Source organism: Pseudomonas sp. B22129 (genome assembly GCF_044218875.1).
Taxonomy (GTDB): domain Bacteria; phylum Pseudomonadota; class Gammaproteobacteria; order Pseudomonadales; family Pseudomonadaceae; genus Aquipseudomonas.
Genome location: NZ_CP162592.1, coordinates 3,246,056 through 3,262,097, shown reverse-complemented (window position 1 = coordinate 3,262,097; position 16,042 = coordinate 3,246,056). Strand labels below are relative to the sequence as shown.

The following is a 16,042-nucleotide window of genomic DNA, read 5'->3' as shown; positions in this document are numbered from 1 at the left end:
GCACCTGGGGTTGGCTGAATTGGGTTGGCCGCCAGGCCGCCATCGCAGGCAAGCCAGCTCCCACATAAGAACCGCGTATACATGCTCAAATCCCGCATAGCTTGCGTAGCAGGTCGGTATCCAGGTGGTTTTCCACCAGGTCCGCCAACCGCTCGATATCGCGCTCGCGCAGGGCGTGGTAATCCACTTCCTGCACCTCCTGCAAACCTGCCCAGCGCAGCAAGGCGCTGCAGGCGGCCGGGGTTTCGAACAGGCCGTGCAGGTAGGTGCCGAGAATTTGCCCGTCGGCACTTTGGGCGCCATCGCTGCGGCCGTCGTCCAACTGTACGGCGGCGCGTTCAAGGGCGCTTCCGGAGGTCACGCCAGCGTGGATTTCATAACCACTGACCTCGGCGTCTTCCAGCAGCAAGCGCCCGCGCACATTGCGCAGTTGTTTCTCTTGCTCCAGGGTCGTGCTGAATGCCAGCAGCCCCAGGCCTTCGCTGGAACCGGCAGGCCCTTCCAGCCCGAGCGGGTCATGCACTTGCTCGCCGAGCATCTGCAAGCCGCCACAAATACCCAGCAACTTGCCGCCATAGCGCAAATGCCGCGCCACGGCCGTTTCCCAGCCATTGGTGCGCAAATACGCCAAATCACTGCGTACACTTTTCGAGCCCGGCAAAATAATCAGGTCCGCTGCAGGAATCGTCTGGCCCGGCCCGACAAACTGCAAATCCACTTGGGGATGCAAACGCAGCGGATCAAAATCCGTGTGGTTACTGATGCGCGGCAACACCGGCACCACCACCTTGAGCACTTGCGCGGCCTTGTCGATCTGGCGCCGGTCGATACCGTCTTCGGCTTCGAGGTGCAGGTCCATGACGTACGGCAACACACCCACCACCGGTTTTCCGGTGCGGGCTTGCAGCCAGTCCAGCCCCGGTTGCAACAGCGCGATGTCGCCGCGAAAACGGTTGATGATAAAGCCCTTGACCCGCGCCTGCTCGCTGGGCGACAGCAATTCAAGCGTGCCGACCAAGTGGGCGAAAACCCCGCCACGGTTGATGTCGGCAATCAACAGCACCGGGCAATCCACCGCTTCGGCGAAACCCATATTGGCGATGTCATTGGCGCGCAGGTTGATCTCCGCCGGGGAGCCGGCACCTTCCACCATCACCACCGGGTAGGCTTCGCTCAACCGCGCGTGGGAAGCCAGCACCGCTTGCATCGCGATGGCTTTGTAGTCGTGATACGCCACCGCGTTCATGCTGGTGACCGCGCGGCCGTGAATGATCACCTGGGAGCCGGTATCGCTGTTGGGCTTGAGCAACACCGGGTTCATGTCGGTGTGCGGCGCCAGGTTGGCCGCTTGGGCCTGCACGGCCTGGGCACGGCCGATTTCGCCCCCTTCAGCGGTCACCGCGCTGTTGAGCGCCATGTTCTGGGGTTTGAACGGCACGACGGCCACGCCCTGGCGCACCAGCCATCGGCACAGCGCGGTCACCAATGTGCTTTTGCCGGCGTCGGAGGTGGTGCCTTGTACCATCAGCGTGCTCATGCGGCCTCCTTGTAGGCGGCCAGTGCCGCGTCGAGCCGCAGCCAATCCGCCTCGCTGTCGGGCAAACCGAACCGCAGGCTGCTGTCATGGGCAAACAGGCGCAGCAGAATGCCGCGCTGGGCCATGAATTCGTGCAAGCGCTCGGCATGGGGCGTGATCAACCACTGGAACAGGGCGCAGCCGCCGTGAGGTTGAAAGCCGTGGCGCTCAAGCAGGTCAAACAGGCGCTGGCCGGACTCAATGCAACGCACACGCTGATGCGCATGCCCGGCGGTATCGCGCAGGCATACCTGGCCGAGCACCCGCGTCGGCCCGCTGACCGCCCAAGGCCCGACCTGCTCGGCCAGCAGCTTGAGCAACTTGCGCTCCGCCAGTACGAAGCCCAGGCGTACACCCGCCAAACCGAAGAACTTGCCGAACGAGCGCAGCACAATCAACCCCACTTGATGGGCCTGGCCTGCCAGGCTCAGTTGCGGGGTAACGTCCATGAACGCTTCGTCCACCACCAGCCAGCCGCCGCGCTCGGCCAGGCGTGAGTGCCAGTCGAGCAGGCGTTGCGGGGTCAGGCTCAACCCCGTGGGGTTGTTGGGGTTGACCACCACCAGCACGTCGAGGCCGTCGAGGAAAAAGTCGACTTCCTGTTCCTGTACTTCACGCACCACGTAGCCGGCGCGGCGCCAGGCTTCGGCGTGCTCGGCATAACACGGCGACAGCACGCCGACCTTGCCGGTGCGGCGCAGGCGCGGCAGCAACTGAATGGCCGCCTGGGAGCCCGGCACCGGCAGCACGTGAGCAGCGCCGTAATACTCGCTGGCGGCCTTTTCCAGGCCGTCATCGGTTTCCGGCAAGCGTGCCCAGGCGCGCAACGGGATCTCGGGGATCGGCCACGGCCAGGGCGCCAGGCCACTGGACAAATCGAGCCAGTCAGCCTCGGCAATCCCGTACTGCATCGCTGCCTTGCGCAGCCGGCCACCGTGTTCAAGCATAAAATTGCGCCCCCGCACACAGGATCAGCAGCCACAACCATACGCCGCGCTGCACCAGTTGCCAGCCTCGGTCGATGGAATCGGCATCCGCCGCCGGGCCTTCGCCCAAGGGTGGGCGCTGATGCAGCTCGCCGTGATAAATCGCTGCGCCGCCCAGTTCCACACCGAGCGCGCCGGCACCGGCTGCCATCACAGGCCCGGCATTCGGGCTGTCCCACGTCGGCCCCTGGGTGCGCCAGCATTTGAGTGCCAGCCGGGTTTTGCCCAGCACAGCGTAAGTCAACGCCACCAGGCGAGCAGGAATATAGTTCAGTACATCGTCGATCTTCGCCGCCGCCCAGCCGAAACGCTCAAAGCGCTCGTTGCGATAGCCCCACATGGCATCGAGGGTGTTGCTCAGGCGATAGAGCACCACGCCCGGCACGCCGGCGACGACAAACCAGAACAGCGCGGCAAACACTGCATCGCTGCCGTTCTCCAGCACCGATTCAGTGGCGGCGCGGGCGACTTCGGTACTGTCCAGCTCACTGGTCTGACGGCTCACGAGGTAGCTGACGCGCTTGCGCGCCTCCTCCAGGTCACCACCGCGCAGGGCCTGGGCCACCGGCATCACATGTTCACCGAGGCTGCGCATGCCCAGGGCACAGTACAACGCCAGAATCTCCAGCACCCAGCCGATATAGGGCGCCCACGACAAAGCCGTGGCCAACAGGGTCAGCGGCACCACGGCGATGAACCACGCGGTGACGCCATGGCTGCGCCAGCCACGGCCACCGGTGTTGAAACGTTTCTCGATGCGCCCGGCGAAATTGCCGAACGCCACCAGCGGATGCCAGCGCCTGGGCTCGCCCAGCAGCGCATCCAGCGCCACTGCCGCGACACACAGCAAGGCCACACTCATTGACTCACTCCCCACGCATTCTCATACAACATGTCCCCCAACGGCCGGGGCTCAACCCAGCCTTCGAGCTGCAACATCGGTGCCGGGTAGAACTCGGCTACCGGGCCCAGGCACAGCACCGCCAAGGGTTTTGCACCGGGCGGCAGGCCCAGCAGGTCGGCCAGCGCCTGGGGCTCGAACAGCGACACCCAGCCCATGCCAAGCCCTTCAACCCGCGCCGCCAGCCACAGATTCTGGATCGCGCAGGACAACGACGCCATGTCCATTTCCGGCAAGGTGCGCCGGCCAAAAATGTGGCGCTCGCGGTCATCCATCAACGCCGCCACCAGCACTTCGGCGCAATCGTGGATGCCTTCGACCTTGAGCTTCATGAATTCGTCGGAACGCTCGCCCAGGGCCTCGGCAGTGCGGATGCGTTCTTCTTCCACCAACTGTTGAATCTGCCCACGCAGTGGCCGGTCGCTGATGCGGATAAAACGCCACGGCTGCATCAAGCCGACACTGGGTGCCTGGTGCGCGGCATTGAGCAAACGGTGCAGCAATTCGGGGGCGACGGTGCCGCCGGTGAAATGACGCATGTCGCGGCGTTCGGCGATGGCGCGGTAGACGGCCTGGCGGTCGGCCTCGGGGAAGGCGTTGTCAGTCATGGCCTCTTCGCGGGCAAGCCCGCTCCCACAGTTGACCGAGTTGAAACACCCTCCAGTGTGGAAGCTGGCTTGCCTGCGATGGCGGCCTCCCGGTCTGGCGCGAACAATGCAGCCACCGCCGCCGGATTCGACGGAAAATAAAAGTGCACGTAAGACGCGGTCATCCGCCCCTGCCGGTAAACCGCCTCGGCGCCGCGCCCGCCATTGGGGCTCAGGCCACGGGCAATCGGCTGCCACTCGGTGCTGGTCAGGGAATGATGATAGGTGTGGCCACGCAGCACGCCTTCCGGCAGCTCGACACTTTGCAGGGCCAGGGCAGCGAGTTTTTTCTGCATCACCGCATCGCCCTGCAGCAACCCCACCAGCTCGGCACGGGTGCCGTCGACATCGGTGAGCGAATCCAGCAGATAGAGCATGCCGCCACATTCGGCGAGCAGAGGTTTACCGGCCGCGTGGTGGGCGCGGATGGCGTCAAGCATCGGCGTGTTGTGCGACAGCGCCTTGTGGTGCAGTTCCGGATAACCACCGGGCAAATACAGGCTGTCGGCGTCAGTCAATTCGCGGTCATGGATGGGCGAGAAGAAATGCAACTCGGCGCCCATCGCCCTTAAAAGGTCGAGGCTGGCGCCATAGGTGAAGGCGAAGGCTTCGTCGCGTGCCACCGCGATGCGCACGCCTTTGAGCAAGGGTTCAGCCTCGATCACGTTTGGCGCGGCAAACGTCACCGGCGGCGGCAAGGCGGCTTCACAACTGCTGCCCAAGGCTTGGGCGGCGGCGTCCAGACGCGCATCGAGGTCATTCAGTTCACTGGCTTGCACCAGGCCGAGATGGCGGCTGGGCAGTTCGATGCCGGTTTCACGGGACAGCGCGCCGTACCAGCGCAGGCCTTCGGTGAGGCTGCCTTCCAACAGTTGCGCATGACGCAGGGTGCCGACGCGGTTGGCCAGCACACCGGCAAATGGCAGGTCCGGCTGATAGCGCGCAAGGCCCAAGGCCAGCGCGCCGAATGTCTGAGCCATGGCGGTGCCGTCAATAACACCCAGCACCGGCACGCCGAAATGCCGCGCGAGGTCTGCGCTGGACGGGGTACCGTCGAACAGGCCCATCACGCCTTCGATCAGAATCAGGTCCGCCTCGCCCGCCGCTTCCCACAGCAGGCGACGACTTTCCTGCTCGCCCACCATCCACATGTCCAATTGATACACCGGCGCTCCGCTGGCGCGCTCGTGGATCATCGGGTCGAGAAAATCCGGCCCGCATTTGAACACACGCACCTTGCGCCCCAGGTTGCGGTGCAAACGGGCGAGCGCGGCGGTGACGGTGGTTTTGCCCTGGCCGGACGCCGGTGCGGCGATCAGTACGGCCGGGCAATGACGGGGCTGATTCAAAGTTCGACGCCCTTCTGTGCCTTGATACCGGCCTGGAACGCGTGCTTGAGCATGCCCATTTCGGTGACAGTGTCGCCCATTTCGATCAGCTCGGGCTTGGCGCCACGGCCGGTGACCACCACGTGCTGCATCGGCGGGCGGGCTTGCAGGTCGCTCAGTACCTGATCGAGGTCGAGATAGCCGTGCTTGAGGGCGATGTTCAATTCATCCAGCACGACCAGGCCGATTGCCGGGTCTTGCAGCAGTTCGCGGGAAACCGCCCAGGCGGCTTCGGCAGCGGCGATGTCGCGCTGGCGGTCCTGGGTTTCCCAGGTGAAGCCTTCGCCCATCACGTGAAAACGTACCTGTTCGGGGAAGCGGCGGAAAAACAGCTCTTCGCCTGTGCTGTTGCGCCCCTTGATGAATTGCACCACGCCGCACTGCATGCCGTGCCCCATGGCACGGGCGAGCATGCCAAACGCCGAGCTGCTCTTGCCTTTGCCGTTGCCCGTCAGCACCAGCAGCAATCCGCACTCGTTGGGGGAATTGGCGATGCGCTCGTCGATCACGGCTTTTTTACGCAGCATGCGCGCCAGGTGGCGTTCGTCGCGGTCGGGGGAATCAGTCATGGCAGCGCTCCGTTGGGGCTGGACAAAAAAACGGCGGGCAGGAAAAAGACAAAACAGACAGCCAAGCATCGCCCACCGTGATGCTGTTGGATGACCCAGGCCGGTCTCCGGACTCATGAGTGGCGCGCTCCTGCGCGAAGGCGACCGACGATGCGCCTTCCCATATCGCGCGCGATACAGTGGCAAAAAGCACCGTTTTCACTCATTTACCGTTGCGGGGGCAGCGCCGGAATTGCGGCAGCACTGTGTACAAGTGCGCTCACTCACCGGCTTCCCTGTTTCACTCTGTCGACCCTCGGGCCACGGAGCACCTGGAACAAGCCGCGAAGGTTAGTGGGTTGGGGGTGGAGCGTCAATTAAAGCTGGCCTTGCACTTGAACCATCGCACGGCCGTACTCCTCTACCCTTACAGGTATTCAGGAGAAAACCATGCATAAAACAAGACTTGCCTTACTGATCATGGTCGCAGGCACCCTCGCCGCCTGCGGAGAAAGCTCTACCCTGCAGGTATCCGACGGCACCGGGCCTTCGCCCAAGCTGCCGGAACCGAACAAAACCTTGATCCCCACCGTAAATATCGCACCGGCGATCGGCTGGCCGGACGGCGCGAAGCCGACCCCGGCGGCGGGCACTCAGGTGGCCGCATTCGCCGAAGGGCTGGACCACCCGCGCTGGCTGTATGTGCTACCCAATGGCGATGTGCTGGTGGCCGAAACCAACGCGCCGCCCAAACCGGATGACGCCAAGGGCATTCGCGGCTGGGTGATGGAGAAAGTCATGGGCCGCGCCGGGGCGGGCGTGCCGAGCCCGAACCGCATCACGCTGCTGCGCGATGCCGACCACGATGGCGTCGCCGAGACGCGCACGGTGTTCCTGCAAAACCTGAACTCGCCCTTCGGCATGACCCTGGTCGGCAATGATCTGTACGTGGCCGACTCGGACAAGCTGCTGCGCTTCCCCTATACGCCCGGCGAAACCGCAATCAAGGCAGCGGGGACCACGGTCGTCGACCTGCCGGGCGGCAGCATCAACCACCACTGGACCAAGAATGTGGTGGCCAGCAAGGACGGTAGCAAGCTGTATGTGAGTGTCGGCTCCAACAGCAACGTTGGCGAAAATGGCTTGGCGGCGGAAGAAGGTCGGGCGGCGATTTGGGAAGTGGACCGCGCTACGGGCCAGCACCGTATTTTTGCTTCAGGCCTGCGCAACCCCAACGGTATGGCGTGGGAGCCGCAAAGCGGCAAACTGTGGACAGCGGTGAATGAGCGCGACGAGATCGGCAGCGACCTGGTGCCGGACTACATTACCTCGGTCAAGGATGGTGCGTTTTATGGCTGGCCGTTCAGTTATTACGGACAGCATGTGGATGTGCGCGTCTCACCGCAGAACCTCGATCTGGTCGCCAAGGCGATCGCACCGGACTATGCCGTGGGCCCGCACACCGCCTCGCTGGGCCTGACCTTCGCCGAGGGCAACACACTCCCGGCGCAGTTCAGCCATGGCGCGTTTATCGGCCAGCATGGCTCGTGGAACCGCAAACCGCACAGTGGCTACAAGGTGATCTTCGTGCCGTTTGAGGGCGGCCAGCCTAAAGGGCAGCCGATGGATGTGCTGACCGGGTTCCTCGACAAGGACGAGAGAGCCATGGGCCGGCCGGTAGGCGTGGTGATTGATCAGCAGGGGGACTTGCTGGTGGCCGATGATGTAGGGAACAAGGTGTGGCGGGTGTCGGCGGTTAAGTAACCTGTTTCGAGAACACCACAAAACCAATGTGGGAGCGGGCTTGCTCGCGAAAGCGGTGGATCAGTCGATACCTCCGTTGACTGACGCTCCGCCTTCGCGAGCAAGCCCGCTCCCACATTGGGATCTTCATTAGCCTTATGGATTGCGCGCCAGATGCTCAGCCGGCAACACCCGCTTGGCACTCAGGTAGGCATTCTGCCAATAGGCCTTGGACAAGGTGTCCAGCTTCACGGTACCGCCGGTTTGCGGCGCATGCACAAAGCGGCCTTCGCCGACGTAGATCCCGGCGTGGCTCACCTGCGAACCGCCACCAGTGGCGAAGAACAGCAAGTCACCTGTCTGCAGGTTCTGCTCACTGACATCCTGTGCGCGCATCACGATCAGCTCACGGGTGGTACGTGGCAGGGAAATTCCGGCGGCATCGCGAAACACAAAGCCGATCAGGCCGCTGCAATCAAACCCGGAGTCCGGCGTGTTGCCGCCCCATCGGTAAGGCGTGCCGACCAGCCCCAGCGCGCGAAAGAGCACGTCTTCGGCAGCAGGCGAGAAACTTTGGGTGGAATAGTTGAACACCGGCTTGGGCTTCACGGCTACGGGAGCCGGCGGCGGTGGACGGCTTGCGCAGGCGCTGAGAAGCGCGGCGCAAACGAGAAGAATAAGGCGGGCCGAGGTCGACATGTGCAGAACAATCCTGGTCTGGATGCGGCTTTCGCTGCCGAACGCTGAAAACCAGAACGCGCAAGCAAAGCTCGCGCGAACGGATTCCAACAATATCCAGGGATTCTAGCGCTTACACGTCAAACTTCAAGTATCACTTTAACTTTACTTGCTGGCGGTAACCGTAGTCGGGGCCATGGCGAGTGCGCGCTTGGCTTCGATGAAGGTTTTGCTCCAGTAGCTGTCACCCAGGTTATCGACTCGAACACCGCCACTGCGGCGGCTGCTGGAGTGAATAAACTGGTTATCACCCAAGTAGATACCGGCGTGGCTGACACGACCACGGCCGGCCGTACTAAAGAAAAGCAGATCGCCGGGCTTGAGGTTGTTGCGTGCGACCAACGGTGCATCCACGTTGATCATTTCGCGGGTCGAGCGCGGCAAGTTCATGCCGGCTTCTTCACGAAACAGGTAGCCGATGAAGCCGCTGCAGTCAAAACCGGCTTCAGAGGTACCACCGAAACGGTAACGGGTACCGATCAGGGACATGCCGCGTTCAAGGATGCTGTCGGCCAGAACCGGGAGCTGGTAAGGCTTGTTACTGGCGAAGTCGGCCAGTTCTTTTTCAGTTGCGATCTCTTCCTGATAAACAGTGGAAGATTGCGATGCAACGAATTTTGCCTGGGACTGTTGTTGGCTTTTTTGCTGCTCGACCACCTGTTGAGGGTGGGAGGCGCAACCAAACAACAGGGTTACGAGTGCGAGTGGCACGAGGGGTGCGAAGCGATTTAGCATGGGCACGACCGTGGCTGATATGTAAAGAAGTCGAGACTATGCCCACTATCACATCGATTTGCAAATTCAATCGTGATCTATGTGACTTCTTGTTTGGACTATGACATCTAAGCCCTTAACACCCATTTCATGCCTTTTGCGTGGCTACACCGGCCCAAACGCAGGTTTTCTGGCGCCTGGAATTTGCCGAAAGCCTTGAAATGACTGGGCTGGCTACCAGCCGAGGGTTTCTTTGAGGAAGGGGATGGTGAGCTTGCGCTGAGCCTGCAGAGAGGCCTGGTCGAGCTGTTCAAGCAAATCGAACAAGGCGCTCATGCTGCGAGTGCCACGGGTGAGGATGAAGTGCCCCACCTCGTCGGTCAGGTGCAGGCCGCGACGGGACGCGCGCAGTTGAAGGGCGCGTAATTTGTCTTCATCAGACAAGGGCCGCATCTGGAAGATCAGCGCCAGCGTCAGGCGCGACTTGAGGTCAGCCAGCTTGATCGGCAGCTCACGCGGCGACGTGGAGGCGGCAATCAGCAAGCGCCGGCCGCTGTCACGCAAGCGGTTGAACAGATGAAACAACGCTTCTTCCCAATCCGCCTTGCCGGCGATTGCTTGAAGGTCGTCCAGGCACACCAGTTCGTATTGTTCGAGTTGGTCGAAGATGCCGATTCCACGGTCCATCAACTCAGCCAGCGGCAGGTAAACCGCCGGTTCGCCCATTTGTTCGAAGCGCAGGCACGCGGCCTGCAACAGGTGGGTACGCCCCACACCGTGTTTGCCCCACAGATAGATCAGGCTTTCCGTCCACCCGGCGTCGGCTTCGCAGAGCCGCTCGACATAGCCGAGTGCAGCGGCATTGGCGCCTGGGTAGTAATTGATGAAGGTGGCGTCGTCACGCAGACGCACACCCAAGGGCAGCTGAATCGGTTTCATGCTGACTGAACGGCTCCAAACGAACCGTTAGTGGCCTCTGTGTAAAGTTTGCAAAGTTTATACCCGTGACGCCGGGCGCACAATGCAGCAGACCACAAGCAAAATCAAAGGTTTGCGTTAACTTGGGCGATTTGCGCAAATAGTTTGACACCCCACCCCCAGAAACAACAAACCCGGCCTGAGCCGGGTTTGTGATGCAACGGTTACAAGTCGGGGTCTTCAACCCCGGTATACACATCCGAATCCTTGTACAGATCGTGCACATGGCGCACCAGCACCATGATCACCGCCGCCACCGGCAGCGCGAGCAGGATCCCGGTAAAACCGAACAGCTCACCGCCGGCCAGGATTGCAAAGATCACCGCCACCGGGTGCAGGCCGATCCGGTCGCCGACCAGCAATGGTGTCAGCACCATACCTTCCAGGGCCTGACCAACCATGAATACCGCGACAATCCCCAGCATCGGGTACAGGTCACCGCCAAACTGGAACAGCCCCGCTACCAGCGCGGCGCCGATGCCGATCACGAAGCCCATGTACGGCACGATAGCCGCCAGGCCTGCAATCAAACCGATCAACAGCCCTAACTCCAGGCCGATCGCCATCAAGCCTGCGGCATAGATGATTCCAAGCGCCAGCATCACCAGTAACTGGCCGCGGACGAACGCACCAAGCACCTCGTGGCATTCCTCTGCCAGGGAGACAATGCGCTCCTCGCTGTTGCGCGGCAGCAGGCTGCGGATCTTGGCCATCATGATGTCCCAGTCGCGCAGCAGGTAGAACGCCACCACCGGGATCAGCACCAGGTTGGTCAGCCAGCCGATCAGCGCGAGGCTGGATGCCGTGGCCTGGCTGAGCACCACACCGACGATGTCGGTGGTCTGGCCCATATGTTCGCTGATTGCCGCCTTGACCTTGTCAAACTTCCAGAAGCCATCCGCCAGCCCCAACTTGGCCTGGGCCCACGGCATTGCCGTGTGCTGCAGCCAGTCGAGCATCTGCGGCGCCAACTCATAAAGGCGAAACAATTGCTTGGCCAACATGGGAACCAGCACCAACACCAACGCGGTGACGATCAAGGTGAACAGGGCAAACACCGCCACCACGCCCCAGGTGCGTGACAGCCCGACTTTCTCCAGGCGATCCACCACGGGATCGAACAGATACGCGAGCAGCAACGCGACCAGGAACGGCGTCAGGATCGAATGCAGCAAGAACACAAACACGCACAGCAGGACAATCCCGCCAAGCCACACCCAACGACGCGTATCCGCCATATACCACTCCTTCTGTTATCTATTTCCCGCTTCTATATATAGAAGGGAGAACGCTTACCAACGAAAACGCAGTTGCACCTGAGGCTCAGGGGAAGCAGCCGGCTGCGTGCCATCCGCCACCGGTTGCTGGGCAGGTGCCTCACCCGCCGGCACCTCCGTCAACTTGGCCAGGCTCAACTGAGTCCGTAACTGATCGGCACTGCCGTTGACGCGATACACAATCCGATTGCCATCCACGAGCCGCGGCTGGCCGCCAAACGGCTCCAACAGATGACCCAGCGCGGCGTAGCGCTCCAGGGTCATGCCCTGCACCTCAAGCAATTGTTCAGTACTGACGCCCGGCTTGACCGCGAAGCGCGGCGCCAGTTTCTGGCTGACCGCCAGCATCACGGCATCAGCCACCGCGCCGGTGTCGGCGCCCTGGGCGGTACCCTGCTCGCTCTTGTCACCCAACCACAGGCGCCATTTGGCCTGCCATTGGTTGCCGTCCTGGCGCGCGTGCACCGCGAGCAACGCATCGGCGCCGTAACGTTCGGAAGCGACGCGCAGGGGTGTGGCGTCCGCACTTTCCAGATTCGGCGCGGTGGCGACGACTTGCTCATCCAGGTCACCCAAAGGCAAGCGCAATGGCAAACCGCGATGCTGGGCCGCACGGCGCAGGGCCTGGGCGACGGCCTGGCCATCACCGATCAGGCTGCTGCCTTCAGTCGAGTCGTTCAGCCACCAACCGAGGATCGACGGGCGATTGCTGCCCCAGATCGACAGGCCGGCTTCACGCAACGCGCGGTCGGTGCTCACCGGGTCGAAATCCACTTGCAGGCTTTCTGGCGGGCCAGCGTCGTAACCGTACTGGCTGATGATTTGTTGCGGATCCTTGCGAATCGCCGCCAGGCCCGGGCCATCGGCGGCCTTGGCGTCGCCGGTCAGGCGGATCACCAGGGTTTGCACGGCGCGCTGGGTCGCCTGGTCGCGCTCTTGGGGTGACTGGCTGCTGACTGGTTCAAGTACTTGATAAAGACCATTGAGGGTTTCGGCATGACTCGCCAGGCTGACCAACGACAAGCAGCCTACAAAAAAGAATTTACACAGACGCATGGAAGATTCCCGAACGACAAATTTAGCGGCTGGAACAGACCGCGTGAACTCGGCTTGGCAAGGCTGTGACAGCAGCGGCCGGTAAAACATTCACAGGGTCTTGGTAAGTTTTCCTACTGTCATAACGATAGCGGATCCAAGGCTATACCTTAATAGGCGGCAAATCAGAGTCGATTGGCATTTTTTTAACACCATATCGCCCTGCCCGTCGGCCCGAGGATGGCCGCTGCCCCTCAAGCCTGATAAAATCGCGCGCCTTCGCAGACCGTCAACGGCTGAGCCTCTTCATTGAAAGCCCTGCCAGCCCGGTCGTTACCCAGAAATCCCCCCTAAAGGCCTGGATCATGAGCAAGCAACCCTCCCTGAGCTACAAGGACGCCGGTGTAGACATCGACGCCGGTGAAGCATTGGTCGAACGCATCAAGAGCGTCGCCAAGCGCACTGCGCGCCCTGAAGTCATGGGCGGCCTGGGCGGTTTTGGCGCCCTCTGCGAAATCCCGGCCGGCTACAAACAGCCTGTGCTGGTGTCCGGCACCGACGGCGTGGGCACCAAGCTGCGCCTGGCACTGAACCTGAACAAGCACGACACCATCGGCATCGACCTGGTGGCCATGTGCGTGAACGACCTGGTGGTCTGCGGTGCCGAGCCGTTGTTCTTCCTCGACTACTACGCCACCGGCAAGCTGAACGTGGACACCGCTGCACAAGTGGTCACCGGCATCGGCGCTGGCTGCGAACTGTCGGGTTGCTCCCTGGTCGGCGGCGAAACCGCTGAAATGCCAGGCATGTACGAAGGCGAAGACTACGACCTGGCCGGCTTCTGCGTTGGCGTTGTAGAAAAAGCTGAAATCATCGACGGTTCCAAAGTAGCCGCGGGCGACGCCCTGCTCGCCTTGCCATCCTCCGGCCCGCACTCCAACGGTTACTCGCTGATCCGCAAGATCATCGAAGTGTCCGGCGCCGAGATCGAGAACACCCAACTCGACGGCAAGCCACTGACCGATCTGCTGATGGCTCCGACCCGCATCTACGTCAAGCCACTGCTCAAGCTGATCAAGGACACTGGCGCCGTCAAGGCCATGGCCCACATCACTGGTGGCGGCCTGTTGGACAACATCCCGCGCGTCCTGCCAAAAGGCGCCCAGGCGATTGTCGACGTGGCCAGCTGGACTCGCCCGGCCGTCTTCGACTGGCTGCAAGAAAAAGGCAACGTCAACGAAACCGAAATGCACCGCGTCCTGAACTGCGGCGTAGGCATGGTCATCTGCGTGGCTCAAGAGCACGTTGAAGCCGCACTGAACGTGCTGCGTGAAGCCGGCGAGCAACCTTGGGTCATCGGCCAGATCGCCACTGCACCCGAAGGCGCAGCCCAGGTTGAACTGAAGAACCTCAAGGCTCACTGATGCCTGCAACCTGTAATGTCGTGGTGCTGCTTTCCGGCACCGGCAGTAACTTGCAGGCACTGATCGACAGCACGCGTACCGGCGACAGCCCGGTGCGCATCGCTGCGGTGATTTCCAACCGCAGCGACGCCTACGGCCTGCAACGCGCCAGGGACGCGGGTATCGACACCCGCTCACTCGATCACAAGGCGTTCGAAGGTCGCGAAGCCTTCGACAACGCCCTGATCGAACTGATTGACGCCTTCAACCCCAAACTTGTCGTCCTCGCCGGCTTCATGCGCATTCTCAGCGCCGACTTTGTGCGGCACTACGAGGGGCGCCTGCTCAACATCCACCCTTCCCTGCTGCCCAAATACAAAGGCATGCACACGCACCAGCGCGCACTCGATGCAGGCGAGCGCGAACACGGCTGCAGCGTGCACTTTGTGACAGAGGAACTCGATGGCGGGCCTCTGGTCGTACAGGCAGTGGTTCCGGTAGAGTCTGCAGACTCGGCGCAGACACTTGCGCAACGGGTTCACACCCAGGAACACAGCATTTATCCACTGGCTGTTCGCTGGTTTGCCGAGGGGCGGTTGATTCTCGGTGAACAGGGTGCATTATTGGACGGTCAGTTACTCGCGGCCAGCGGCCACTTGATTCGAACCTAGGAGATTTTATGCGTCGCGCCTTGCTCTTCGCTTTTGCGCTGTTCGCCTTGCCAGCCGTGCAAGCAGCAGACCTTCACCCCTTCTCCGCCAGCTACACCGCCGACTGGAAACAGTTGCCCATGAGCGGTTCGGCCGAACGCAGCCTGACCAAGAATGGGGATGGCTCCTGGACCTTGAATTTCAAGGCCTCCATGATGATCGCCAGCCTCACCGAAACCAGCGTGATCCTCTTTGACAAGGACACCCTGCAACCGAAGAGCTACACCTTCGAGCGCGGCGGTTTGGGCAAGGCCAAGAAGATCAACCTGGACTTCGATCAGGCCACCAAAAAAATCACCGGCTTTGAAAACAAAGACCCGGTCAATGTCACCCTCGAAAGTGGCATGCTCGATAAATCGACCTATCAACTTGCCTTGCAACGTGACGTGGCTGCCGGCAAGAAAAGCATGAGCTACCGCGTGGCTGAAGGCACAGACGTCGACACCTACGACTTCCGCGTGATCGGCCCGGAAAAGGTCCAGACCAAAGCCGGCGCCATCGATGCGATCAAGGTTGAGCGCGTGCGTGACCCGTCGCAAAGCAAACGCATCACCCAGATGTGGTTTGCCAAGGACTGGGGTGGCATCCTGGTTGCCCTGCGTCAGGTGGAAACCGACGGCAAGGAATACAACATCATGCTGCTGGACGGCACCGTTGACGGCAAGGCTGTCAAAGGCAGCTGATGGGCTGATGAGTCAGAAAAGAGCCTCGCTGAATGCGGGGCTTTTTTTCGTCTGCAGATTTTGTTTTAAAGCTTCTACCGCCATCGCAGGCAAGCCAGCTCCCACAGATGGAATGCATTTCTCCTGTGGGAGCTGGCTTGCCTGCGAGGGCGGTGCTAAAGCCAATACATGACTGATTGACCCGCCTCGAACATGAAACTTCTGTCATAAAACTCAAGTACCTGCGAGACAAAACCCCGAAATCCGTGGCCTGCAGCACTGTTGCGTTTTATGCAATGAATTGTTGCGCGCAAAACCTGTTTACTTAGCAAGCTAACAAAACATATAAAAGAGGCCTGCGACGACTTGCCGCAGGTCAACCAGAGATTGGAGCAAGCAGATGACTGTAAAAGTAACTGAACGCGACGATGCACACATGTCTCACGAAGCACTGGGCCATGGGATTCACATCTGGGATGTACATCAGCAAGACCAACTGGTCGGCATGTTTCACAACGAGAACGAAGCCCACAATTATAAAAACGAGCTCGAAACTCTCGAACTGAAACGCCAGGCACAAAGCTCCTGAAACTCTGAAATCTCGCAGGCATCCAGCCCCACACAGCAGCTGGATTATCTGCAAACAAAAACCCCGCCTTTGAGCGGGGTTTTTCGTTTCAAGCCCATCGCTTTTTGGGACAACATAGGGATCGTTGTATAAATCGATACATCCTAC

The 16,042-nt window shown here is 61.3% G+C and carries 16 protein-coding genes and 1 riboswitch; of the genes, 5 read left to right on the top strand and 11 right to left on the bottom strand.

Features of this window, described 5'->3' with window-relative positions:
* Positions 1-85: 85 nt before the first annotated feature.
* The 6 genes from AB4P94_RS15000 to cobO are packed head-to-tail and all read right to left on the bottom strand — an operon-like array spanning position 86 to position 6,067.
* Positions 86-1,537 (bottom strand): cobyric acid synthase, encoded by a 1,452-nt coding sequence (locus AB4P94_RS15000; protein WP_395611175.1) that lies wholly within the window; start codon positions 1,535-1,537, stop codon positions 86-88.
* Positions 1,534-2,523 (bottom strand): threonine-phosphate decarboxylase CobD, encoded by a 990-nt coding sequence (cobD, locus tag AB4P94_RS14995; protein ID WP_395611174.1) that lies wholly within the window; start codon positions 2,521-2,523, stop codon positions 1,534-1,536. The genes AB4P94_RS15000 and cobD overlap by 4 nt, the downstream gene beginning before the upstream one ends.
* Positions 2,516-3,424, bottom strand: coding sequence for an adenosylcobinamide-phosphate synthase CbiB (gene cbiB, locus AB4P94_RS14990; protein WP_395611173.1), 909 nt, complete (start codon positions 3,422-3,424; stop codon positions 2,516-2,518). The genes cobD and cbiB overlap by 8 nt, the downstream gene beginning before the upstream one ends.
* Positions 3,421-4,071, bottom strand: coding sequence for a 5,6-dimethylbenzimidazole synthase (bluB, locus tag AB4P94_RS14985; RefSeq protein ID WP_395611172.1), 651 nt, complete (start codon positions 4,069-4,071; stop codon positions 3,421-3,423). Before bluB ends, cbiB begins: the two co-directional genes overlap by 4 nt.
* Positions 4,068-5,459: a cobyrinate a,c-diamide synthase gene (locus AB4P94_RS14980; protein WP_395611171.1), complete on the bottom strand. Its 1,392-nt coding sequence runs from the start codon at positions 5,457-5,459 to the stop codon at positions 4,068-4,070. The genes bluB and AB4P94_RS14980 overlap by 4 nt, the downstream gene beginning before the upstream one ends.
* Positions 5,456-6,067, bottom strand: a complete 612-nt coding sequence (gene cobO / locus AB4P94_RS14975) for a cob(I)yrinic acid a,c-diamide adenosyltransferase (RefSeq protein WP_025855821.1) — start codon at positions 6,065-6,067, stop codon at positions 5,456-5,458. Before cobO ends, AB4P94_RS14980 begins: the two co-directional genes overlap by 4 nt.
* Positions 6,068-6,147: 80 nt before the next feature.
* Positions 6,148-6,397: riboswitch (cobalamin riboswitch) on the bottom strand.
* A 99-nt stretch (positions 6,398-6,496) separates the two neighbouring features.
* Between cobO and AB4P94_RS14970 the strand changes: the two genes are divergently transcribed.
* Positions 6,497-7,810, top strand: a complete 1,314-nt coding sequence (locus AB4P94_RS14970) for a PQQ-dependent sugar dehydrogenase (protein WP_395611170.1) — start codon at positions 6,497-6,499, stop codon at positions 7,808-7,810.
* Positions 7,811-7,945: 135 nt separating this feature from the next.
* On the opposite strand, the gene AB4P94_RS14965 is transcribed toward AB4P94_RS14970, so the two are convergent.
* The 5 genes from AB4P94_RS14965 to AB4P94_RS14945 form a co-directional block, all read right to left on the bottom strand.
* On the bottom strand, positions 7,946-8,488 hold the full coding sequence (locus tag AB4P94_RS14965) for a C40 family peptidase (protein ID WP_395611169.1): 543 nt from the start codon (positions 8,486-8,488) through the stop codon (positions 7,946-7,948).
* A gap of 144 nt (positions 8,489-8,632) precedes the next feature.
* On the bottom strand, positions 8,633-9,262 hold the full coding sequence (locus AB4P94_RS14960; protein WP_395611168.1) for a C40 family peptidase: 630 nt from the start codon (positions 9,260-9,262) through the stop codon (positions 8,633-8,635).
* Between the two features lie 213 nt (positions 9,263-9,475).
* Positions 9,476-10,180: a DnaA regulatory inactivator Hda gene (gene hda / locus AB4P94_RS14955; RefSeq protein ID WP_395611167.1), complete on the bottom strand. Its 705-nt coding sequence runs from the start codon at positions 10,178-10,180 to the stop codon at positions 9,476-9,478.
* 203 nt (positions 10,181-10,383) lie between these two features.
* Positions 10,384-11,457: an AI-2E family transporter gene (locus AB4P94_RS14950; protein ID WP_395611166.1), complete on the bottom strand. Its 1,074-nt coding sequence runs from the start codon at positions 11,455-11,457 to the stop codon at positions 10,384-10,386.
* 54 nt (positions 11,458-11,511) lie between these two features.
* Positions 11,512-12,552 carry a DUF2066 domain-containing protein gene (locus AB4P94_RS14945; RefSeq protein WP_395611165.1) on the bottom strand — a complete coding sequence of 347 codons (1,041 nt, stop codon included), beginning with the start codon at positions 12,550-12,552 and terminating at the stop codon, positions 11,512-11,514.
* 344 nt (positions 12,553-12,896) lie between these two features.
* Between AB4P94_RS14945 and purM the strand changes: the two genes are divergently transcribed.
* The 4 genes from purM (at position 12,897) to AB4P94_RS14925 (ending at position 15,895) form a co-directional block, all read left to right on the top strand.
* Positions 12,897-13,955, top strand: a complete 1,059-nt coding sequence (gene purM / locus AB4P94_RS14940; protein WP_395611164.1) for a phosphoribosylformylglycinamidine cyclo-ligase — start codon at positions 12,897-12,899, stop codon at positions 13,953-13,955.
* Positions 13,955-14,605 (top strand): phosphoribosylglycinamide formyltransferase, encoded by a 651-nt coding sequence (gene purN / locus AB4P94_RS14935; protein ID WP_395611163.1) that lies wholly within the window; start codon positions 13,955-13,957, stop codon positions 14,603-14,605. The genes purM and purN overlap by 1 nt, the downstream gene beginning before the upstream one ends.
* An 8-nt stretch (positions 14,606-14,613) precedes the next feature.
* The gene (locus AB4P94_RS14930; RefSeq protein WP_395611162.1) at positions 14,614-15,327 is read left to right on the top strand and encodes a DUF3108 domain-containing protein; all 714 of its coding nucleotides are present in this window, start codon (positions 14,614-14,616) and stop codon (positions 15,325-15,327) included.
* 379 nt (positions 15,328-15,706) lie between these two features.
* Entirely contained in the window at positions 15,707-15,895 is a 189-nt protein-coding gene (locus tag AB4P94_RS14925) for a hypothetical protein (RefSeq protein ID WP_110624528.1), read from the top strand.
* Positions 15,896-16,042 lie beyond the last annotated feature (147 nt).